Annotated in this window: 16 protein-coding genes and 2 pseudogenes; 15 read left to right on the forward strand and 3 right to left on the reverse strand. The window is 36.1% G+C overall.

Annotated elements, in window-relative coordinates; all coding sequences use genetic code 11:
- Positions 1 to 12: 12 nt before the first annotated feature.
- The 8 genes and pseudogenes from HMPREF2574_RS11160 to HMPREF2574_RS09780 all read left to right on the forward strand — a co-directional run.
- Positions 13 to 531 (forward strand): annotated as a pseudogene (locus HMPREF2574_RS11160) (restriction endonuclease subunit S); the annotation flags it as partial.
- A gap of 57 nt (positions 532 to 588) precedes the next feature.
- Positions 589 to 3,633 carry a type I restriction endonuclease subunit R gene (locus tag HMPREF2574_RS09750; protein ID WP_070812525.1) on the forward strand — a complete coding sequence of 1,015 codons (3,045 nt, stop codon included), beginning with the start codon at positions 589 to 591 and terminating at the stop codon, positions 3,631 to 3,633.
- 58 nt (positions 3,634 to 3,691) lie between these two features.
- Entirely contained in the window at positions 3,692 to 4,729 is a 1,038-nt protein-coding gene (gene holA, locus HMPREF2574_RS09755; protein ID WP_070812533.1) for a DNA polymerase III subunit delta, read from the forward strand.
- A gap of 70 nt (positions 4,730 to 4,799) precedes the next feature.
- A complete protein-coding gene (locus tag HMPREF2574_RS09760) occupies positions 4,800 to 5,405 on the forward strand; it encodes a superoxide dismutase (protein WP_003040044.1) in 606 nt (201 codons plus the stop codon).
- A gap of 414 nt (positions 5,406 to 5,819) precedes the next feature.
- Positions 5,820 to 5,999: a hypothetical protein gene (locus HMPREF2574_RS10620; protein ID WP_022526759.1), complete on the forward strand. Its 180-nt coding sequence runs from the start codon at positions 5,820 to 5,822 to the stop codon at positions 5,997 to 5,999.
- 18 nt (positions 6,000 to 6,017) lie between these two features.
- Positions 6,018 to 6,731 (forward strand): CPBP family intramembrane glutamic endopeptidase, encoded by a 714-nt coding sequence (locus tag HMPREF2574_RS09770; RefSeq protein ID WP_070812526.1) that lies wholly within the window; start codon positions 6,018 to 6,020, stop codon positions 6,729 to 6,731.
- 140 nt (positions 6,732 to 6,871) lie between these two features.
- A pseudogene (locus tag HMPREF2574_RS09775) lies at positions 6,872 to 7,617 on the forward strand (response regulator transcription factor).
- A 33-nt stretch (positions 7,618 to 7,650) separates the two neighbouring features.
- Positions 7,651 to 8,946 carry a sensor histidine kinase gene (locus tag HMPREF2574_RS09780; protein WP_070812527.1) on the forward strand — a complete coding sequence of 432 codons (1,296 nt, stop codon included), beginning with the start codon at positions 7,651 to 7,653 and terminating at the stop codon, positions 8,944 to 8,946.
- Between the two features lie 21 nt (positions 8,947 to 8,967).
- Here HMPREF2574_RS09780 and HMPREF2574_RS09785 read toward each other — a convergent pair whose 3' ends face one another.
- From HMPREF2574_RS09785 to HMPREF2574_RS09795, 3 genes are all read right to left on the reverse strand, one after another.
- Complete coding sequence (locus HMPREF2574_RS09785) at positions 8,968 to 9,117, reverse strand: ComC/BlpC family leader-containing pheromone/bacteriocin (RefSeq protein WP_022526763.1); 150 nt, start codon at positions 9,115 to 9,117, stop codon at positions 8,968 to 8,970.
- Positions 9,118 to 9,210: 93 nt separating this feature from the next.
- Positions 9,211 to 10,572, reverse strand: a complete 1,362-nt coding sequence (locus tag HMPREF2574_RS09790; RefSeq protein WP_070812528.1) for a bacteriocin secretion accessory protein — start codon at positions 10,570 to 10,572, stop codon at positions 9,211 to 9,213.
- 10 nt (positions 10,573 to 10,582) lie between these two features.
- Positions 10,583 to 12,733: a peptide cleavage/export ABC transporter gene (locus HMPREF2574_RS09795; RefSeq protein WP_070812529.1), complete on the reverse strand. Its 2,151-nt coding sequence runs from the start codon at positions 12,731 to 12,733 to the stop codon at positions 10,583 to 10,585.
- A 281-nt stretch (positions 12,734 to 13,014) separates the two neighbouring features.
- Between HMPREF2574_RS09795 and HMPREF2574_RS09800 the strand changes: the two genes are divergently transcribed.
- From HMPREF2574_RS09800 to HMPREF2574_RS09830, 7 genes are all read left to right on the forward strand, one after another.
- Positions 13,015 to 14,070 (forward strand): serine hydrolase, encoded by a 1,056-nt coding sequence (locus HMPREF2574_RS09800; protein WP_024051969.1) that lies wholly within the window; start codon positions 13,015 to 13,017, stop codon positions 14,068 to 14,070.
- Between the two features lie 135 nt (positions 14,071 to 14,205).
- Positions 14,206 to 14,892, forward strand: a complete 687-nt coding sequence (locus HMPREF2574_RS09805) for a Crp/Fnr family transcriptional regulator (protein WP_024051968.1) — start codon at positions 14,206 to 14,208, stop codon at positions 14,890 to 14,892.
- Positions 14,893 to 15,212: 320 nt separating this feature from the next.
- Positions 15,213 to 16,442, forward strand: coding sequence for an arginine deiminase (arcA, locus tag HMPREF2574_RS09810; RefSeq protein ID WP_021001457.1), 1,230 nt, complete (start codon positions 15,213 to 15,215; stop codon positions 16,440 to 16,442).
- Positions 16,443 to 16,465: 23 nt separating this feature from the next.
- Positions 16,466 to 17,482 carry an ornithine carbamoyltransferase gene (argF, locus tag HMPREF2574_RS09815; RefSeq protein ID WP_003028184.1) on the forward strand — a complete coding sequence of 339 codons (1,017 nt, stop codon included), beginning with the start codon at positions 16,466 to 16,468 and terminating at the stop codon, positions 17,480 to 17,482.
- Between the two features lie 289 nt (positions 17,483 to 17,771).
- Positions 17,772 to 18,719: a carbamate kinase gene (gene arcC, locus HMPREF2574_RS09820; protein WP_070812530.1), complete on the forward strand. Its 948-nt coding sequence runs from the start codon at positions 17,772 to 17,774 to the stop codon at positions 18,717 to 18,719.
- Positions 18,720 to 18,956: 237 nt separating this feature from the next.
- Positions 18,957 to 20,459 carry a YfcC family protein gene (locus tag HMPREF2574_RS09825; RefSeq protein WP_070812531.1) on the forward strand — a complete coding sequence of 501 codons (1,503 nt, stop codon included), beginning with the start codon at positions 18,957 to 18,959 and terminating at the stop codon, positions 20,457 to 20,459.
- A 24-nt stretch (positions 20,460 to 20,483) separates the two neighbouring features.
- On the forward strand, positions 20,484 to 21,818 hold the full coding sequence (locus tag HMPREF2574_RS09830; RefSeq protein ID WP_070241585.1) for a dipeptidase: 1,335 nt from the start codon (positions 20,484 to 20,486) through the stop codon (positions 21,816 to 21,818).
- Positions 21,819 to 21,907 lie beyond the last annotated feature (89 nt).

Raw genomic sequence — 21,907 nt, forward strand, 5'->3', positions numbered from 1 at the left:
AAAACAAATTTAGATAACTGGAGAAACGGTACCATACCGTGGTTCAGAATGGAAGATATTCGTGAAAATGGAGGGATATTATCAGATTCGATCCAACATATTACTGAAGGTGCAGTAAAGGGAGAACTTTTCCCTGAAAATTCTATTATTATTGCTACTTCAGCTACAATAGGATATCATGCATTAGTGACACGGAAATTTTTAGCAAACCAAAGATTTACTTGTTTGTTAGCAAAAGAAGGAATTTCTGGATTGTTCATCCCCAATTTTTTATACTACTACTGTTTTAAACTGGATGAATTCTGTCGTCAAAATACTTTGCAAGGAAACTTTGCTACAGTAGATATGACTAAATTTAAAAAGTTTAAGTTCATTATTCCATCTATTAAGAGGCAAAGGGAGATTGTCTCCATCCTTGACAATTTTAACACCCTAACCAACTCTCTTTCTGAGGGTCTTCCAAAAGAGATAGAACAGAGACAGAAGCAGTATGAATACTGGCGGGAACAATTATTAAACTTTACTAGATAAATATCTTCAATCATCTTGAGAAAGAATCTCAATTAATACAATAAAAGGAAGCAGACTATGGTTGATTATTCAAAAGTGCATGAAGTAATTGCGGAAACAAAAGAAGGGATTCTCTTGGCTGAGTATCAACCAGAGTATCGCACGGATAGAGAGTATCAGTCAGAAGCAGATTTAGAAAATCGGTTGATTTCTGATTTAGTAAATCATCTCAACTACGAACGCTTAAATATTCATACACCTGAAGAGCTTTTAGCAAATGCCAAGCTCCAAATTGAAAAACTTAATAAGGTAACCTTTACGGAGACTGAGTGGAATCGCTTTGTAGTGGAGTATCTGGACTGTCCCAATGAAGGACTAGTTGAAAAAACACGAAAAATCCAAGAAAATCATATCTACGACTTTGTCTTTGATGATGGACGGATTAAAAATATTTTTATCCTTGATAAGAAAAACATTCACAACAACAGCATGCAGGTCATCAATCAAGTGACCCAGGTGGGGAGTCATACCAACCGTTATGATGTGACCATCCTAGTAAACGGCCTCCCTTTAGTTCAGATTGAATTAAAGAGACGTGGAGTTAGTCTGCAAGAAGCCTTTAATCAGGTTCACCGTTATAGCAAGGAAAGCTTCAATAGCGAAAATTCTTTATACAAATACATTCAGATTTTTGTGATTTCGAATGGGACTTATACACGCTACTTTGCAAATACGACTGCTCAAAATAAAAATCACTATGAGTTCACCTGTGAGTGGGCAGACCGCAAGAATAAAACAATCCACGACCTAGAAGACTTTACTGTCACTTTCTTAAGTAAGCGAGTCCTTTTGGAAGTTTTGACCAAGTATTGTGTTTTTGATGCTGATAATACCTTGCTCATCATGCGCCCTTATCAGATAGCAGCAACTGAGAGTATCTTGCGCAAGATTCATTCTTCCAATGAAATGAAGAACTTTGGCACTATCAATGCTTGTGGCTATATCTGGCATACAACGGGGTCAGGAAAAACTTTGACTAGCTTTAAGACTGCGCGCTTGGCAACAGAGTTGGACTACATTGACAAAGTGATTTTTGTGGTCGATAGAAAAGACCTTGACTATCAGACCATGAAGGAGTATCAAAAATTCCAGCCAAATTCAGTCAATGGTAGCAACAATACCAAAGAGCTTCAACGAAGTATCGAAGAAAATGATGATCGAATCGTTGTCACAACCATTCAAAAGTTAAATAAATTTATAACTGCGAATCCAAACCATGAAATCTATAGTAAAAAATGTGTTCTAATCTTTGATGAATGTCATCGCTCTCAGTTTGGGAAGGCGCAAAAGCGTATTAAGAAGGCTTTTAAACAGTATGCTCTATTTGGCTTTACAGGAACACCGATTTTCCCAGAAAATAGCTTGACGGGTGAAACGACACAAGAAGTCTTTGGAGAACAACTTCATAACTACGTTATCACAGATGCTATTCGAGATAAAAAAGTATTGAAGTTCAAGGTTGACTATAACTATATCAAGCCTGAAATCAATAAATATAGAGACGCAGAAAAGGCAGTCGGTCAAGAGCTTGATGAGAAGAAACTCAAAAAGATGGAGAAAGAACTTCTTCTCCATCCAGAGCGGATAGCGACAATCACTGACTACCTGTTGAGAGTTTATAATACCAAAACGCACCGAAATCAACACTATACCCATAAACAAAAACAGATGTCTGGATTTAACGCCATGTTAGCAGTACAAAGTATTGAAGCTGCTAAGTTATACTATGACGAACTCCATCGACAACAAGCAGCTTTACCAGAGGCTAAGCGTTTGAAAGTTGCTACCATCTTTAGCTTTGCACCTAACGAAGAACAGTCTGCTTATGGAGAAATTCAAGACGAAGAGCTAGAACCTCAAGATACAGCTATGCCTCTATCTTCTAAAGAGTTTCTTTCTAGGGCGATTGATGACTATAATCACATGTTCAAGACCAACTTCTCAACCGATGGTAAAGAGTTTCAAAATTACTATCGTGACCTTTCTAAACGAGTTAAGTCCAAGGAAGTGGACCTTCTAATTGTAGTGGGAATGTTCTTGACGGGATTTGATGCTCCGACTATGAATACTCTCTTTGTCGATAAAAACCTACGTTATCATGGTTTGATTCAGGCATTCTCGAGAACCAATCGAATTTTTAATAAGGTTAAACCTTTTGGAAATATTGTTTGTTTCCGTGATTTAGAAAAGGCTACGCAAGAAGCTATTAAGACTTTTGGAGACACAAATAAGCTTGAAATTATCTTAGAAAAAAGCTTTAGTGAATACATGGATGGTTTCGTGGATCAAGTAACGGGTATCGAGGTCAAAGGATATACAGAAGTCTGTCGGGAAATTCTTGAGAGATTCCCAAATCCACAAGAAATTAAAACAGAAAATGATAAAAAAGAGTTTGTCAAGCTATTCGGTGAATTGCTGAAACTAGACAATGTTCTCAGAAACTACGATGAATTCCAAGAGTTAGACAAACCAATCTCAGAAGGATATCTCCAAGATTTGAAGAGTGCTTATGTAGAAATTCGAGATGAATTCTTAAACCTTAAAAACTATGGAAAGAGCAAAGATTTAGAGGTTGACCTTTCAGATGTTGAATTTGAAATTGAACTCTTAAAAACAGATGAGATTAATCTAGATTATATTCTGGCATTGATTGTTGAAAAATCTAAGAATTCTGAGTCCAAAGAGGCAATGAAAGCAGAAGTTAGTCGTGTGATTCGTTCTAGTATTGATATTCGTGCCAAAGAAGAGTTGGTTATTGGATTTATCAATGATACTGATTTAGCGAATCTGAAAGATCATGATGAGATTATCAATGCATTCTATGCTTATGGTAAAGAACGTAAAGCAGTCGCTATTCGTGAATTGGCAGAGTCTGAAAAGCTAGTAGATGGCTATCAATTATTCATTGATCGGGCGATTCAACGGGGCTATGCGGAAAATAGTGGAACAGATTTGGATGAAATCATTCCACCAACCTCTCGTCGTAAGGGAGCTCGAGAGTTGAAAAAACAGCAAATTCTTGTTAAAGTTCAGCACTTAGTTGAGATTTATAAAGGTATTTAATTTAATAGAATAAACAACACGTGAAGAGAGAAACGTAAATTTATAAAAGGAGATCATGGTGTTAGCGATTGAAGAGTGCAAAGCTGTAAATCTGACAAATCTACCTAGTTTGACGATTTTGACTGGTGATGATACAGGGCAATTTGAATTGATGAAATCACAATTTTTACGTCAAATTCAATACGATGCTGCAGATTTAAATATGACTTACTTTGATATGAAAGAAGCCGTTTATCCAGATGTGGAGATTGATCTAGTGAGTTTGCCCTTCTTTTCTGAAGAGAAGATCGTCATTTTGGATCATTTTTTGGATGTGACAACAGCTAAAAAATGCTATTTGACGGATAATGAGCTAAAATCTTTTGAGCAATATTTGGAAAATCCTGCAGATACGACAAAATTAGTCATTTTTGCAGAAGGGAAGTTAGACAGTAAACGGCGAATTGTAAAATTGCTCAAGCGAGATGGTAAAATTTTTGAAGCAAGTGAGCCAAAAGAGCAGGAGCTGCGGGCATACTTTAGTAAGTTGGCTCAGGAACAAGGATTAGAATTTAGTTCACCAGTTTTCGAGGAATTGTTTGTCAAATCCGGCTTTGATTTTAGTGAAATTAGTAAAAACTTAGCTTTTTTAAAGGATTATAAAAAAGATGGCATCATTACAAGCGATGACATTGCTGAAGCAATTCCAAAAACTTTACAGGATAATATTTTTGATCTTACCCAGATGATTTTGCATCAAAAGGTAGATGCGGCAAGAAGTCTGGTGCGAGACTTGACATTGCAAGGTGAAGATGAAATTAAGCTGATTGCGATTATGTTGGGACAGTTTCGTATATTTGCACAAGTGAAAATCCTCTTTGAAAATGGACGTAATGAAAGTCAGATTGTAGCAGACTTGTCCAGTTATTTAGGACGAAAGGTGAATCCTTTTCAAATCAAATATGCTTTGCGTGATGTGCGATCTTTACAGCTTGATTTTCTAAAAAAAGTACTTGCTTGCTTGATTGAAACCGATTACCAAATCAAGTCTGGAGTTTATGAGAAAAGTTACTTATTTGACTTGGCTTTGTTAAAGATTGCTACCCACAACTTATAAGCAAATAAGTTGAAAATTTTGTAGCTCTACGTTATCATTTTCATATAAACTGAAAAAGGGGAACAAACCAATGGCAATTATTTTACCTGATCTACCTTATGCTTACGACGCTTTGGAACCATATATTGACGAAGAAACGATGCACTTGCATCATGACAAACACCACAATACTTATGTCAATAATGTAAATGCAGCTCTGGCAAAACACCCTGAAATCGGTGAGGATTTGGAGCAACTTTTGTCAGATGTGGCAACTATTCCAGCGGATATTCGTCAAGCTGTTATCAATAACGGTGGTGGTCATCTCAACCATGCTCTTTTCTGGGAATTGATGACACCAGAAAAGACAGAGCCATCAGCAGCATTAGCAGCAGACCTTGAAGCAACATTTGGTTCATTTGATGACTTCAAAGCAGCATTTACAACAGCTGCGGCAAGTCGCTTTGGTTCAGGTTGGGCTTGGCTGGTGGTCAATAATGATGGTAAATTAGAAGTGACTTCAACTGCTAATCAAGACACACCAATCTCTGAAGGGAAAACACCAATTTTAGGAATTGATGTTTGGGAACATGCTTATTATGTGAAGTACCGCAATGTTCGTCCAGATTACATCAAAGCATTCTTCTCAGTCATCAACTGGAATAAGGTTAATGAATTGTACGCAGCAGCAAAATAAGGTGTGCAATGAGATAGAAAAAACGAATCTGATTAGGTTCGTTTTTTTCTGTTATAGTAAAATTACCTATAAATTCCTTCCAAATAAAACCAGATTTGTTGTTTGAAGAATTTCAGAGAATGATCGTTTGTTCTGTCAATCACACCAAAAACGAGATAGTGATTTTTAAATAATAGCTCATAATCAATATTTTCTCCGACAATAATAATTTTTCCTCCTGTAGAATTATCTTACCATATAATATGATGTATGGATGAGCAAAATCTTAAATAGTCGTCATATGTACTGAACGATATTTTTGACCATTCAGGACATCAGAATTACCATTCAGGATTTTCCGGAAATTTTTTATAAAAAGTTGATAAAATGAGAATGTAACGTTACAAAAATAAATTATAGAAAAGAGGAATATCTATGAATCATTTAACATTTAGAGAATTGTCGGAACAAGACTTAGCCAACTATAACGGTGGTGGATACACTTTTGAAGCATATCGTGGTGAGTTTCCGCCACCACCATATTATAGCCAAGCATTAAGCCCACAAGCTTTACACGCACGTATGACTGCATGGGCATATGGAGTTCGTCCATAATTAAAATCAGGAGACGTGATGAAGAAACTAGCATGTTCATTTATTTTTCTAATATTTTTCACTATTTTGCTAGCTGGCTTTCCGGAAACAGTAGCGCTTCATATTGCTATTTTGTTTAAGTGGAATTTAGATGCAGTTGGTGTGATGGTGTTGGTTCAAGAGATTTTGTTGCTATTCTTCATCATTTATCTCTTGAAACGAGCAAATTTATATTCTATTTTTAAAAAGAAAAAGATCCGTAGAGGAGATATACTAGGGTTGCTTGCTTTGTGTTTTATATTTTACTTCTTAACGCATATTAGACAAGAGCTGGTGCAGTATATGGCTCGGACAACCATGAATGCAAAACTTTATAGTAAGGTTGGTATTTGGACTGGGAGTAAACTATTTGAGATTTGTAGCGTTTTGATAACAATGTTGATTTCTCCAATAATTGAGGAACTCTTTTACCGAGGTTATGTCATGTCTCGTATTTTTGTTAAGTCAAAATATTATTTAGATGTCTTATTTTCAGCTAGTCTGTCTGCATTGGGGCATATGGTCTTACTTCAAAGAGATTGGGTCAATCTCAGCTTTTATTTCTTAAGTGGGTTTGCAATGTCTCTATTTTATCGTTATTGTAAAAATATACGACTCCAGATTTTCTTTCATATATCATGGAATGTATATACTTTTATAGCTTCTATTTGGTATATCATTTATAATTGGATTTATTTTCATTTCTTTTTTTAATAGGTGAAAACAAGTTGATAGGTATTAGCTTGTTTATTTTTGTTTAATTATTTTGAATATACAAAATATTCTTTCATTTTATTTTTGTGAATTTCTTATTCTTTTTATATAATAAATTATATGATAGGGAGAATCATGAAATGAATATTTTTATATTAGAAGATAACATTGTGCAACAATATCGCATTGAAACGATTATTAAAGAGATTCTAGAAGAACATCATCTACAATATCACAATTTTGAAGTCTTTGGAAAACCTAAACAATTACTAGAAGCCATATCTGAGAAGGGAAGCCATCAGGTTTTCTTTTTAGATATTGAAATAAAAACCGAAGAAAAAAGGGCTTAGATGTTGCCAAAAAGATACGCGAAATAGCTCCTTATGCAGTCATCGTGTTTGTAACCAGTCATTCTGAATTGATGCCCACTGCTTTTCGACTACAGGTTGCTGCTATTGATTATATCGACAAATCTTTATCCAATAAAGCCTTTAAAGCACGGATAGAAACTGCGTTGTTTCACGCTAATAGTATGACGGGAAAAGGACTGGCGGATGACTCCTTTATTTTTGAGTCTCCTAATGCACAGATTCAAGTTCCATTTAAAGACATCCTTTATATAGAAACTTCGTCTCGCCCTCATCGCTTAGTCCTTTACACATATAGAGGACGGACAGAATTTACTGCTAATCTTTCAGATATTTTAGAGCAAGAAAAACGGCTATATAAATGTCACCGTTCCTTTGTTGTTAACCCTGCGAACATTGCTCGAATAGAGAAAAAAGAACGTATCCTTTATTTCCCAAACGGTGCTACTTGCCTTATTGCAAGAACAAAATTAAAGGGGTTGTTAGAAGTAGTTGCAGCCCTACATCGGAGGAGATGATAGATAATACAACTATTATTAGTAGTTTTAGATATGTTTCTGTTATTGTTTCTTTTTTCTTATGTTAGTGGCCAAAAATTAACAAGTAAAATATATCTAGTAGCAATTTTAACAAATTTACTTTATAGTATAAGTTTTTCTGCTATCCCAAATAGTTTATTTTCGTACTTAATAGGTCCGACCTATTCCTTGATATTTGCTTGGATTATTGGAAAGTCTTATAGTAAAACATTAAAGATTTTTTATGGGCTTTTTCCGATTACGTTATGGAATTTGATACAACGTTTGATAATCTTTTTTATATTTCCCTTATTTGGATTTGGTGTGGTAAGACTTAATAAAAGTTTGTTGAGGCCGATTATGACATCGATTATGGCTGCTTTAATGGTATTGCCTTTTTTACGATTGATTCAATATAATTTTAAGACATTATCATTTCAATTGATTGACCAAAAAGATAAAAAAGTTTTAATCTTTGTAAATTTGAGTATGATAATTTACCATTTAATTGTTCAAATCTTGGCTTATTTAGAGAATGAGAGTGGTGCACAAACATTAGTTTTTAGAGAAAGTTTGGTAGTCTTTTATCTTATCCTTTTCATGAGTGCTGCAAATTATTTGGATAAGCGTTTACGAGAAAGGATTCAAAGTGATTTAATGTTCCAAAAAGATTTGCAGTTAAAAAATTTGAAAGACTACAGTCATCATATTGAGGGATTATATACAGAAGTTCGGAGTTTTCGGCATGATTACGCAAATATTTTAACGACTTTGAAATTAGGAATTGAGCAAAATGATATAGAAATTGTAAAAAATGTTTATGACTCAGTGTTAAAAGATTCCAATAAGCACTTTCGTAATCCAAAGTATGATATTGGACGATTAATCCATATCAAAAATGATGCTTTAAAGAGCCTGTTAGCAGCTAAGTGTGCACAAGCTCAAGAACATAATGTGGCAGTTTCATTGGAGATTCCAGAAGATATTTATTCACAGGGAATGGAATTAGTTGACTTTATCACTATTGTCTCCGTTTTGTGCGATAATGCTATTGAAGCTGCTGCTCCAAATATGACGATTGCCTATGTTTCATCAGGACAAAAGCAGATATTTTCCGTTGAAAATTCAGTAAAAGAAGAAAGTGTGGATAATTCACAAATCTTTGACTTGGGAGTTAGTTCGAAAGGGGCTACGAGAGGAGTGGGACTGCATAATGTAATATCTATTTTGGATAGATATCCTAATGTTTCGCTTAATACAACTAGTCAAAATTATTGTTTTCGTCAGACAATTGAGATTCAAATAAAAGGAAATCATTACTGTAATTAAATTCAGTAATGATTTTGTATATTATCCTAAATTAGTTTGGCTGGATTGACCTAATTTATATTTATTTAAGTAAGGAGAAAGTAGCTTCTCTAACCAGCCACTACCAACAATTTGTTCAAGTTCTTGGTCTGTGAGAGTATGAAAGTGATTAAGTGTTTGTTCTTTGTCCATAATAGGAACCCCCTTTTTGATAAATTTATTATAAACTAAATTTTGCTTTGTGTATCATTGGATCTTAAACGGAATTGATTTCGTCTTAAACGATCATTCAACGTTGTTTAACAGTTTATCTTTGTAGTAATGAAAGAATGATTTTTTCGCAATGACACTCGTTACTCGTCCTTGCAAACCGTACTTCAAGATTTGGCTATCTTTTTTAGATACGGAGGCTTTTGCAGTGATTTTAAACAGGTTTTCCTGTTTTGTTTCAGTAGCAGAAGTGTCAATGCTGTTAATTTTACCGATAATAGTGATTGTCTGATTTCCAATTTTTTCTAGAGTAAGGCGGGAAGTTTGTCCCTTTTTTAAATTGGTCATATAGGTTGAAGGAACGTAATAGGTGATAAGAACTTCTTTTGTTTTCGTAATATCTGGATAAATCTGAGCAATTTCCGTTCCTTTTGGTAGTAAAGTCTTTCCTTTGAGCGTACTGCTGATATGAAGAATACCTGTTTCAGGAGCAGTTAACTGATTGTTTTGAAGCTGAGCATTTGCTTGGTTCAATTGATTTTGCAAATCAGTAATTTGTGTCGTAAGACTTGCTAACTGTTGGTCTGCTGTTTGGATAAATTGTGTGCGAAGTACCTCAATCTTAGTCGAAAGGCTATTATCATAGGTCGTCGCAGTTCCAGTGCCAGCTTTTTGAATCTTTAGATTGGCAATGGAAGAATTTAGGCTGGATATCTTTGTATCAATTTGAGCTAAGTATTGATTTGTAGTTGACGAATCATGTTTGACGTGATATTCATTTTTATATAAGTTAAAGGTTGCTTGATGAGGATTGCTTTTTGGCAAATTTGAGGCATTGCTAGAAATGGTATTATACAATTCATGATAATCATTGATTTGTTTTGTTAATTCGTTCATTTGCTGATCAATAGTAGCAATTGTTTGATTGGTTAAAGACACTTGCTTACTAACTTCAGAATTATTTTTTGAAATGTCGATAGTTAAATCTTCTGATTGTTTGATAAAATTGTTAAATGTGTTGGCATAGCCAAACTCATCTTTGCCTGTAAAAAGATTTGTTCCCTGCTGTAAACTGTTTTTTAATGTTTCTAATTCTGCTTTTTGGCGCTGGTAAGTGGCAAGTTGCGTTTCAATGGTTGTTTGTTGAGAAGAATCTATATTTTTTGTATATTGAACCAACAGCTCTCCTTTGGTGACGGTCTTATTTTCAGCTAAATGATTGGTCAGAACCGTATTGTCACTAGTTGACTGAATCATGGCAATGACTTTCGTTGGTGTGATTTCGCCAATGGATTTGACAGTCACTTCTTTTTGCCCGACAAAGGAAAAGAGGACAAGAAATAGAGCGAAGACTACCAAAGGCAGAATGAGAACAGTCGCAAAGTTGTGGTATCTTCGATGATAAAATTCTGCACTTTTAAACAGATTGGGATTCATAATTTACTCCTTATTTATTAAATAGATGATAATAAAAACCTTTTCTTCCTATCAATTCAGTATGAGAACCAATTTCAGTCACTTTTCCTTGGTCAAGGACGATAATCTGATTTGTACGCTTTGAAATGCTGAGACGATGAGCAACAAAAATAATGGTTTTGTCGGGTAATTTCATGAGATTATCAATGACTTTTTTCTCTGTTAAAACATCTAATCCACTCGTTGCTTCATCTAAAATGAGAATGGGAGATTTCGTCAGCAGAGCGCGTGCAAGTGCAATTCGTTGCTTTTGTCCACCAGATAATCCAGCTCCGTCAGACAATTCTGTCTGGTATCCCATGGGCATTTGTTCGATATCTGAACGAATTTCTGCAATTTCACAGGCACGAAGAATATCTGATTGAGAAACTGTTTGATCGGCTCCTAATGTGAGGTTGTCTAGAATGGAACCACTAAAGATGTAAGCTTGCTGAGGTAAGTAGTTGATATATTGCCGAAGAACTTTCTTATCAATTGTCTTGAGGTCATTTCCATTGAGGCGAATTTGTCCTTGATAAGGCTCATAAAAATGAACAATCATCTTAGCAAGTGTTGTTTTTCCCGAACCGCTAATACCGAAAAGACTGATTTTATCTCCCTTCTTGATAGTTAAACTAATATCTGATAAAGTATCTCGTCCAAAGCCATATTTATAGGAGACGTTATGAAAAGTAATATCACCAGCTAAGAAATTTTTCTCCGTAAGGACTTGTTTGGTTTTGAATTCGGATTCTACCAGATAAACTTCATTCAGTCGATGATTGGCAACTTTAGCTGATTGCAGTTTGGTTTGAAGATTGATAATACTTTCAAGCGAGCTTGTAAAATACGAAAGGAGTGCATTAAAAGTAATCAGTTGACCAATTGAAATCTTTTGAGACATGACTAAGGACGCTCCAACCCAGAGAATGACCACATTCAAAACAAATTGTGCTCCTTGTTTGAGAGCGGTCTGCATAATGGAATATTTACTTAATTTGAAAGTTTTATCCAGATAATCAACAAACTCGCTATCAATCTTCTGGTAACGACTTTCTTCACTGGTTAAGGATTTAATAGTTTCAATTCCATTGATATCTTCGATAATGGCAGAATGTACCATAGCATTGCTTTGCATAACATCGTTGTTCATTTTTTCAAAGGGCTTCATAAAAACAAAAATAATGAGAGCGTAGATAGGAATTGCAAGCAAAGTGAGTAAAAAGAGATTGACATTTTGCAGTAAAAGAACACTACCGACAATCATCACAATGAACAAATCAAGAAAGAAAGACAGGATAGTTGAAGCTAGAGCATCAATAATAGAGTTGGCATCTGTAAAACGAGAAATAATCTCTCCAGTGCGTCTCATCGCAAAAAAGGACATTGGCAATTCAAAAATATGCCGAATATAAGACAAAATCACATCAATTGTTAATCGTTGACTGAGTACTGTTAGCAGGTAGTCTCTTGAAAAACTCATCATTTGCTGTAAGATGTAGGCAATGATAAGTCCAATCGAAATAATCCCAAGAGTTGATTTCATCTGATTTGGGATGTATTCGTCCAAAACACTTTGCAGATAATAGGAGCCAACAATGTTGATGAGGGTCACGAGCAAACTAGCTAAGACAATATAAAAAATCAAAGAACGCTGTTTAAAGATGAGTGGTAAAAAGCTAGCAAGTCCATTTTTCTTATCCTTATGAGGTTTATAGCTAGGTTTTGGGGCGAGAAAGATAGCAACACCTGTCCATTCTTTAGTAAATTGTTCTTTGCTAATCTTAGTTATTTTGACAGTTGGATCAGGATCACCGATAAGCAAGTGCTTTTGCTCGTTTTTATAAACGACATAATAGTGTTGAAGCTTGCCGTCTTTGTTGACATGTGCGATGAAAGGATAGGGAAGCTCTTCTGTATCAAACAATGTCATGTCTGCTTGGATTGGTCGGGTTTCAAAGCCCATTTCTGTTGCTGCTTTGACAATTCCAAGTGCAGTTGTCCCTTCTTTGTTTGTCTTTGCGAGCTCTCTCAAGTGTGCTAAAGAATAATTTGAACCATAGTATTTAGCAATGGAAGCCAGAGCAGCAACACCACAATCTCTAGCATCTATTTGTGGAACAAACGATTTTTTAAAATTCACTATAATGTTTTCCTTTCGTTTTGTAATGTTATTTTCTCAAAATACGCAAGAAAAAGAGTATTTTAATCTTAAATGGTAGTTCTGATGTCTTAAATGGTTAAAAAACACTATTTAGGATGTGAAAGCTACCATTCAGGCTTATTTTAAATGAACTAGAATTGTTACTTTATACTGTATATATACAATAAAGGAAGTTGAAAATAATTGATGATTCTGTTTATCATATCTTGTCATTTTTTCATTCTTCCTATATAATGAGGTATATAAGTTAGGAGAAGTGCGTGAGTAAAAAGACAATAATTCTTTGTTTGCTTGGTTGCTTTATGATGTGTGGTGTGTTGGTGTTAAGTGCTGTGCACTTTGGGCAAGCTAGAAAGCCACATCATACGAAGGTAGCTAAAAGTTACACAGTTAGTCAAGAAAAGAAAAAAAGTCCGTCAAAAGAGTCAAAACCAGCCACTCGTGTTCCAATAAAAAGTATGGAAGAAAAGCAGAAGGTCATGGAAGCTGATTTGCCGGTAATGGGTGCCTATGGTTTGTATTATGATTATGCCAATCTAAATTTGGTTCAAGTTGTACAGGCTTATCTTGATGAAATGGGTATTGAACATTCACAAGTTGCATTTTCTTATAAGGATTTAACGAGTGGGCAAACCTATGCTATGAATGAGACGCAGCCGATGACAGCAGGCTCAACTTACAAATTGCCATTAAATATGTTGGTCGTTGATGAGGTAGAAAAGGGAAATTTATCACTAACCGAGCGGTTTGATATTACACATACTCGCTATGAATATATCGGTGAACACAATAATTACGTAGCGGCATTTAATGGGACAATGAACATTCCTGAGATGCAGGAATACTCTCTTCTCTATTCTGAAAATACACCTGCTTATGCTTTAGCGGAACGCTTAGGTGGCTTGGATAAAGCCTATACGATGTATCAGCGCTATGGAAAAGGAAAGGGCGAGATTAAGACAATCAACCAACAGAATCAAACAACGACGGATTATTATATTCAGGTATTGGATTATCTTTGGAAACATCAGGAGAAGTATAAAGAGATTTTGTATTATATCGGTGAATCTTTTCCAAACGAATACTATAAACGATATGTAAGAGATATTCCAATCTACCAAAAGCCAGGTTACGTTGCAGAAGCCCTGAATATAGACGCAGTTGTATGTGAAGCAAAGCCTTATTTGATTGCCCTTTATACAGCAGGTCTAGGGGGAACGACTTCCGAAAGCGATGAGATTAGCGGCGTTGGTATTACGCAAGTTGGACAATTGGCCTATGTCATCAATGAATGGCATCGAGTGAATATGAATTAAGATGCATATATTTATAGGGTGAAGGACACGTTGTAAAAAGAACAAATTTCAGAAAAATGTAAGGGTTCTCTTTAAGATTGAAGCCCTTTTGTGTTATAATAAGAACAGAATGTAAAAAAGGATCACAAGGATATCATGATTAACAAAGAGCATTATCGTTACATTAGGGAACATCCTGCTTTTGAAAATTTACCAGTTGAACATTTTGATAAAATAGCGGTTGAAATTCAATTTCGCAAAGTGCCAAAAGGGCAAATTATTTTCTTTTCTGGAGATAAGCGAGAGCGACTTTTTTTGATTTATAAGGGTTATGTTCGGATTGAGCAGTATGATCAGACAGATTCGTTTAATTACATTGATTATGTGAAAGAAAATACCATGTTTCCTTATGGTGGCATGTTTGAAGATAAAGATTATCATTATTCTGGGATTTCTGTGACGGATTTAGAATACTTTTCGATTCCTGTTGACTTGTATGAATACTATTCCAAACAAATTATAGAGCAAATGTTATTCATTACGCATAAGTTATCAAATATTTTGCGTTTCCATGAATTACGCTTGCGAAATTCCGTTTTAGCGAGTGCGACAGAGCGAGTTATCCAAGTGATTTCAATTTTATGTATTGATTTTTGTCAAGATAGAGATGATATTCCTTTTGCCCTTAGTATGAAAGAGTTAGCCAAGTTGGGGGCGACCACTCGTGAAACAGTTAATCAAGTGTTGAAAAAATTGACAGAAGAAAACATTATTCAATATAATCGAAAGAAACTCGTCTTTTTGAATAAAGAATACTTTTTAAAGTATTTTGAAGATATGTAGAAAAGAAGGACAGAATTGCAGTCCAAAAAGCAATTTTTGGTCCTTTTTTAATTTAGAAACCTAAACATTTAAAAATATCCTCAAAAACTTCATTTGTTTCTAAAAAATAATTATTCATAAAATCAATAAAATGCATAAAATATTTATAGAAAGCGTTTTATTTTGGGTAAATATCTGAATTTCTTTTAAAAAAAGCAAAGGATTTGGCATTTTAAATGTATAATTGATTGTGAAAACGAAAACAAAAGATATTACAATATGACATGTAAATAGAACTTAAGGAAACTTAAGTCACAAAGAAAAAAAGAGGAGGACATAAGATGTCTACACATCCTATTCATGTTTTCTCAGAAATAGGAAAACTGAAAAAAGTTATGCTACATCGTCCTGGTAAAGAGTTGGAAAACTTGATGCCAGACCATTTGGAACGTCTACTTTTTGACGATATTCCATTCTTGGAAGATGCTCAAAAAGAACACGATGCATTCGCAGACGCTCTACGTAAAGAAGGTATTGAAGTTCTTTACCTCGAAAAATTGACTGCTGAATCATTGATTTCTCCAGAAATTCGTAACGAATTTATTGAAGAATATCTTGACGAAGCAAATATTCGCGGAGCACAAACAAAAGTTGCTATTCGCGACATTCTTCATGGTATAGAAGATAACCTTGAGTTGGTTGAAAAGACAATGGCAGGCTTCCAAAAAGCAGAATTGCCAGAAATTCCTGAAGAAGCTAAAGGACTGACTGACTTGGTAGAATCAGACTATCCATTTGCCATTGACCCAATGCCAAACCTTTATTTCACACGTGACCCATTTGCTACAATTGGTAATGCGGTGTCATTGAACCACATGTACTCAGATACACGTAATCGTGAAACACTTTATGGTAAATACATTTTCAAATACCACCCAGTATATGGTGGCAATGTTGACTTGGTTTATAACCGTGAAGAAACAACTCGTATTGAAGGTGGAGATGAACTCGTTCTTTCTAAAGATGTCCTTGCAGTAGGTATTTCACAACGTACAGACGCAGCATCTATTGAAAAACTTTTGGTTAATATCTTCAAGAAGAATGTTGGCTTTAAGAAAGTGATTGCATTTGAATTTGCTAATAATCGTAAATTCATGCACTTAGATACAGTCTTCACAATGGTTGACTATGACAAATTCACGATTCACCCAGAAATTGAAGGCGACCTTCGCGTTTACTCTGTTACTTATGAAAATGAAAAACTTCATATTGCAGAAGAAAAAGGCGATTTGGCTGAATTGTTAGCTAAGAATCTTGGTATTGATAAAGTTCATTTGATTCGTTGCGGTGGCGGAAATGCTGTTGCAGCTGCTCGTGAACAATGGAACGACGGTTCAAACACCCTTACAATAGCACCAGGTGTAGTAGTGGTATATGACCGTAACGTTGTTACAAATAAGATTCTTGAAGAATACGGACTTCGTTTGATTAAGATTCGCGGAAGTGAATTGGTTCGCGGTCGTGGTGGACCTCGTTGTATGTCAATGCCATTTGAACGTGAAGAACTTTAAGATTAGAAAGAGGAAATAATAGAATGACAAACTCAGTGTTCCAAGGACGCAGCTTCTTGGCAGAAAAAGATTTTACACGTGCAGAATTAGAATACCTTATTGGTTTAGCAGCTCACTTGAAAGATTTGAAGAAACGCAATATTGAACATCACTACCTAGCAGGTAAAAATATTGCTCTCTTGTTTGAAAAAACTTCAACTCGTACTCGTGCAGCTTTCACAACAGCAGCGATTGATCTTGGCGCTCATCCAGAATATCTAGGAGCTAACGACATTCAGCTTGGCAAGAAAGAATCTACTGAAGATACAGCTAAAGTATTGGGACGTATGTTTGACGGGATTGAATTCCGTGGATTTAGCCAACGTATGGTAGAAGAACTAGCAGAATTTTCAGGCGTTCCTGTATGGAATGGTTTGACAGACGAATGGCATCCAACTCAAATGTTAGCTGACTATTTGACAGTTCAAGAAAACTTTGGGCGTTTGGAAGGCTTGACTCTTGTCTACTGTGGTGACGGACGCAATAACGTTGCAAACAGTCTCCTTGTAACAGGTGCTATCCTCGGTGTAAATGTTCATATCTTTTCTCCAAAAGAACTCTTCCCAGCTGAAGATATTGTGAAATTGGCAGAAGGATATGCGAAAGAAAGTGGCGCACATGTCTTAATTACTGACAATGCAGATGAAGCTGTTAAAGGTGCGGATGTCCTTTACACAGACGTTTGGGTATCTATGGGTGAAGAAGACAAATTTGCAGAACGTGTTGCACTGTTGAAACCTTATCAAGTAAATATGGATTTGATTAAGAAAGCTGACAATGAAGATTTGATCTTCTTGCACTGCTTACCAGCTTTCCATGATACAAATACTGTTTATGGTAAAGATGTTGCTGAAAAATTCGGCGTTGAAGAAATGGAAGTAACTGACGAAGTATTCCGCAGCAAATACGCTCGCCAATTTGACCAAGCTGAAAACCGTATGCATACTATTAAAGCAGTTATGGCAGCAACTCTTGGTAACCTTTATATTCCAAAAGTATAATTTAAAACCAAAACCGTTTACCAACAGCTATGAGGGCTGCGACTAATAGCTTTAGTCCAGTCCTCATTTTTGATAGTTCTTGTGTTCATTTTAGTATGATGTTAATAGAGGAAAAAGGCGATAGAACAAACAACTATAATTACTGATGCAGTCACTCTCAGAGAAATGTAGTCTGAGACAATGCTATTCTAACCTCATTCCTACGTTTGTTGCAGCTGGATTCTATCTTGGACTACTAAAATGAAATTGAAACACTATAATGAGAAAACTCTAAGGAGGCTAATTATTTATGGCAAATCGGAAAATCGTTGTGGCTTTGGGAGGAAATGCCATCCTTTCATCTGATCCATCAGCTAAAGCACAACAAGAAGCATTAGCAGAAACAGCAAGTCATCTTGTAAAATTGATTAAAAATGGTGATGACTTGATTATCACTCATGGAAATGGACCGCAAGTTGGAAATCTTTTATTGCAACATTTAGCAGCAGATTCTGAAAAAAATCCAGCATTCCCGCTTGATTCGCTCGTTGCGATGACAGAAGGAAGTATCGGCTACTGGTTACAAAATGCTCTTCAAAATGCTTTACGTGAAGAAGGGATTGAAAAAGAAGTTGCTTCTGTTGTGACACAAGTCGTGGTTGACAAAAACGACCCAGCTTTCACAAATTTGAGCAAACCAATCGGACCATTCTACACAGAGGAAGAAGCAAAAGCAGAAGCTGAAAAGAGTGGAGCTACTTTCAAAGAAGATGCTGGACGTGGCTGGAGAAAAGTAGTTGCTTCACCAAAACCAGTTGGAATCAAAGAAATTGAAACTATTCGTACACTCATCAATGCAGGACATGTCGTTGTGGCTGCTGGTGGTGGCGGCATTCCTGTTATCAAGGAAGACAATGGTCATCTTGCCGGCGTAGAAGCAGTAATTGACAAAGACTTTGCTTCACAATGTCTGGCTGAATTGGTCGAAGCAGATCTTTTCATTGTCTTGACAGGTGTTGACTATGTTTATGTGAACTACAATAAACCAGATCAAGCTAAGTTAGAGCGTGTTAATGTAGCTCAGCTTGAAGAATACATCAAGCAAGAACAGTTTGCACCAGGAAGTATGTTACCTAAAGTGCAAGCAGCTATTGCCTTTGTAAATGATCGACCAGAAGGCGAAGCTGTCATTACTTCTCTTGAAAACTTAGGTGCTTTAATTGAGTCTAAAAGCGGAACGATTATTGAAAAAGGATAACAGAGTGTTATCATTTATAAGTTTAAGACTGTAATAAAACTTTTTAAAACAATGTCGGTGTTTCCTATTTTTAGATTTGCTTTCTTTAAGTCTATTTTACTGTTGTAAAATGATAATTTTTTTGAAAATGACTAGTATTTTTCATTTGAATATGTTAAAATATAGTCAAAGGAAGCGCTTTCTGAAAATGGGATTCGGTTAAATTTTTACAATTTGTTACATTTAGGAGGAAAACAAATGAGTGAAAAAGCAAAAAAAGGGTTTAAGATGCCGTCATCTTATACCGTTTTGATGATTATCATTGCCATTATGGCAGTATTGACCTGGATTATTCCAGCTGGTCAATATGATGCTGATAAGTCTGGTAATCTAATTACAGGAACCTATAAGACTGTTGCTCAAAATCCGCAAGGGATTTGGGATGTCTTAATGGCTCCGATTCGTGCTATGCTTGGGAAAGAACCAACATCAGCAGCAATTGATGTTGCCTTCTTTATTCTGATGGTTGGTGGTTTCCTTGGTGTTGTCAACGAAACAGGTGCCCTTGATGTAGGGATTGCTTCTATCGTGAAGAAGTACAAAGGCCGCGAAAAGATGTTGATTTTAGTCTTGATGCCTTTGTTTGCTCTTGGCGGATCCACTTATGGTATGGGTGAAGAAACCATGGCTTTCTATCCACTTCTTGTGCCAGTTATGATGGCAGTAGGATTTGATAGTTTGACTGCGGTGGCTATTATCCTTCTTGGTTCTCAAATTGGATGTTTGGCTTCTACTCTGAATCCATTTGCTACAGGTATAGCTTCTGCGACAGCAGGTGTAGGTACTGGTGACGGTATCGTTCTTCGGTTAATCTTCTTTGTTGTAATGACAGCACTTGGTACGTATTTCGTTTATCGTTATGCGGATAAGATTCAAAAAGATCCTACAAAATCTTTGGTTTACAGTCATCGTGAAGAAGATTTAAAACATTTCAATGTAGATGCAGTTGCTAATGTAGAATCCACTCTTAGCAAGAAACAAAAACAAGTGTTGGTACTCTTTGTCTTGACCTTTGTTCTCATGATTATGAGTTTCATTCCATGGACAGACTTGAAGGTAACTATTTTTGAAAGTTTCAATAAATGGTTGATTGGACTTCCGTTCATTGGTAAGATTATTGGTAGTTCAACATCTGCTTTGGGTACCTGGTACTTCCCAGAAGGGGCAATGCTCTTTATGGTAATGGGTATCATCATTGGTTTTGTTTACCGCATGAAAGAAAGCCGCTTTATCACTGTCTTTATCAATGGTGCGGCTGATCTTCTAAGTGTTGCGCTTATCGTAGCTGTTGCGCGTGGTATTCAAGTTATCATGAACGACGGTATGATTACTGCTACAATCCTTCACTGGGGTGAAGTAGGACTCAAGGGTCTATCATCTCAAGTATTCATCGTATTGACTTACATTTTCTATCTACCAATGTCGTTCCTCATCCCATCAACATCTGGTCTTGCCAGTGCAACAATGGGAATTATGGCACCACTTGGAAAATTTGTCAATGTGCAAGCAAGCTTGATTATCACTGCTTACCAATCTGCTTCTGGTCTTTTGAACCTTGTTACTCCAACATCTGGTATCGTTATGGGGGCACTTGCTCTTGGACGTATTGATTTGGGTACTTGGTGGAAATTCGTTGCAAAATTAGTTGCAGGAATCTTTGTAGTAAGTATTCTACTTCTTATTTTAGGAACGTTCTTATAATAGGAAAATAACGAGGTGTTCTTTATGAAACAATTTTTAACCGAAGAAATTAAGTCTGATTATTTAGAATCGCTGAAAACAATCGTTTCCTACCCATCAGTTCTTAATGAAGGAGAAAACGGAACACCTTTCGGACAATCTATTCAAAACGTCTTAGAAAAAATGCTAGAGCTCACTAGGAGTTTAGGTTTTAAAACTTACATTGATCCTAAAGGCTATTATGGATATGCAGAAATTGGTCAGGGAGAAGAACTCCTGGCCGTTCTCTGCCATTTAGACGTTGTTCCAGTGGGAGATTTGTCCGATTGGGAAACTCCTCCATTTGAAGCAACTATAAAAGATGGTTGGATACATGGACGTGGGGTGCAAGATGATAAAGGTCCGTCCCTAGCTGCACTTTATGCTGTTAAAGCATTGATGGATGCAGGTGTGACATTTAACAAGCGGATTCGTTTCATCTATGGTACAGACGAAGAAACTCTGTGGCGCTGTATGGCTCGTTACAATGAGCTGGAGGAAACAGCGACGCTTGGTTTTGCACCGGATTCTTCTTTCCCGCTGACTTATGCTGAAAAAGGTTTGCTGCAGATTAAGTTACATGGTTCAGGTTCGCAAGAACTTGCTATTGAAGCAGGAGAAGCCTTTAATGTTGTACCTGCAAAAGCAAGCTATACGGGAAATTTAGCAGATTCATTAGAAGTTGAATTGAAAAAACAGGCTTTTGAATACGAACGAACTGCAGATACAGTAACAGTCATTGGTGTCCCTAAGCATTCAAAAGATGCAGCTGAGGGAGTGAATGCTATTGTACGTTTGGCAATGGGGCTAAATCCACTTGTTCAACACTCTACTATTCAATTTATGGCAGAAGCAGTTGGTGAAGATGCTACAGGCAGCAGCTTGTTTGGTGAAATTTCAGATGAGCCTTCAGGAACCTTGTCGTTCAATGTTTCTGGGCTAACTATAAATCAAGACGAGTCCGAGATTCGGATTGATTTGCGGATTCCAGTTCTTGCTGACAAAGATAAATTAGTACGAGAACTAAGTCAAATTGCTGAAAAATATCAATTACGTTATGAAGAATTTGACTATCTTGCACCGTTATATGTACCACTTGATAGTGAATTGGTCAGCACCTTAATGGCTGTCTATAAAGAAAAAACCAATGATGATAGCCCTGCTGTGTCTTCTGGCGGTGCTACATTTGCTCGTACTATGCCAAATTGTGTAGCTTTTGGTGCACTTTTCCCTGGTGCTTTGCAAACAGAACATCAAGCCAATGAACGAACTGTGATTGACGATCTGTATAAGGCAATGGATATTTATGCTGAAACGATTTATCGCTTGGCTGGAAAATAGTTAGAAGAAAAAAGCTGAGAGTGGACAAAAATGTCCATTCTCAGCTTTTTCATACGATAAATTGCAATAAAAAGTGCAACGTTTACTCG

The organism is Streptococcus sp. HMSC034E12 (assembly GCF_001835915.1).
Classification (GTDB): Bacteria; Bacillota; Bacilli; order Lactobacillales; family Streptococcaceae; genus Streptococcus; species Streptococcus vaginalis.

Excerpts from the sequence above, each read along its gene's own strand:
- HMPREF2574_RS09750 (WP_070812525.1), top strand. The coding sequence starts at position 589 with ATGGTTGATTATTCAAAAGTGCATGAAGTAATTGCGGAAACAAAAGAA.
- HMPREF2574_RS09760 (WP_003040044.1), top strand. The coding sequence starts at position 4,800 with ATGGCAATTATTTTACCTGATCTACCTTATGCTTACGACGCTTTGGAA.
- HMPREF2574_RS10620 (WP_022526759.1), top strand. The coding sequence starts at position 5,820 with ATGAATCATTTAACATTTAGAGAATTGTCGGAACAAGACTTAGCCAAC.
- HMPREF2574_RS09770 (WP_070812526.1), top strand. The coding sequence starts at position 6,018 with ATGAAGAAACTAGCATGTTCATTTATTTTTCTAATATTTTTCACTATT.
- HMPREF2574_RS09780 (WP_070812527.1), top strand. The coding sequence starts at position 7,651 with ATGTTTCTGTTATTGTTTCTTTTTTCTTATGTTAGTGGCCAAAAATTA.
- HMPREF2574_RS09785 (WP_022526763.1), bottom strand. The coding sequence starts at position 9,117 with ATGGACAAAGAACAAACACTTAATCACTTTCATACTCTCACAGACCAA.
- HMPREF2574_RS09790 (WP_070812528.1), bottom strand. The coding sequence starts at position 10,572 with ATGAATCCCAATCTGTTTAAAAGTGCAGAATTTTATCATCGAAGATAC.
- HMPREF2574_RS09805 (WP_024051968.1), top strand. The coding sequence starts at position 14,206 with ATGATTAACAAAGAGCATTATCGTTACATTAGGGAACATCCTGCTTTT.
- arcA (WP_021001457.1), top strand. The coding sequence starts at position 15,213 with ATGTCTACACATCCTATTCATGTTTTCTCAGAAATAGGAAAACTGAAA.
- argF (WP_003028184.1), top strand. The coding sequence starts at position 16,466 with ATGACAAACTCAGTGTTCCAAGGACGCAGCTTCTTGGCAGAAAAAGAT.
- arcC (WP_070812530.1), top strand. The coding sequence starts at position 17,772 with ATGGCAAATCGGAAAATCGTTGTGGCTTTGGGAGGAAATGCCATCCTT.
- HMPREF2574_RS09825 (WP_070812531.1), top strand. The coding sequence starts at position 18,957 with ATGAGTGAAAAAGCAAAAAAAGGGTTTAAGATGCCGTCATCTTATACC.
- HMPREF2574_RS09830 (WP_070241585.1), top strand. The coding sequence starts at position 20,484 with ATGAAACAATTTTTAACCGAAGAAATTAAGTCTGATTATTTAGAATCG.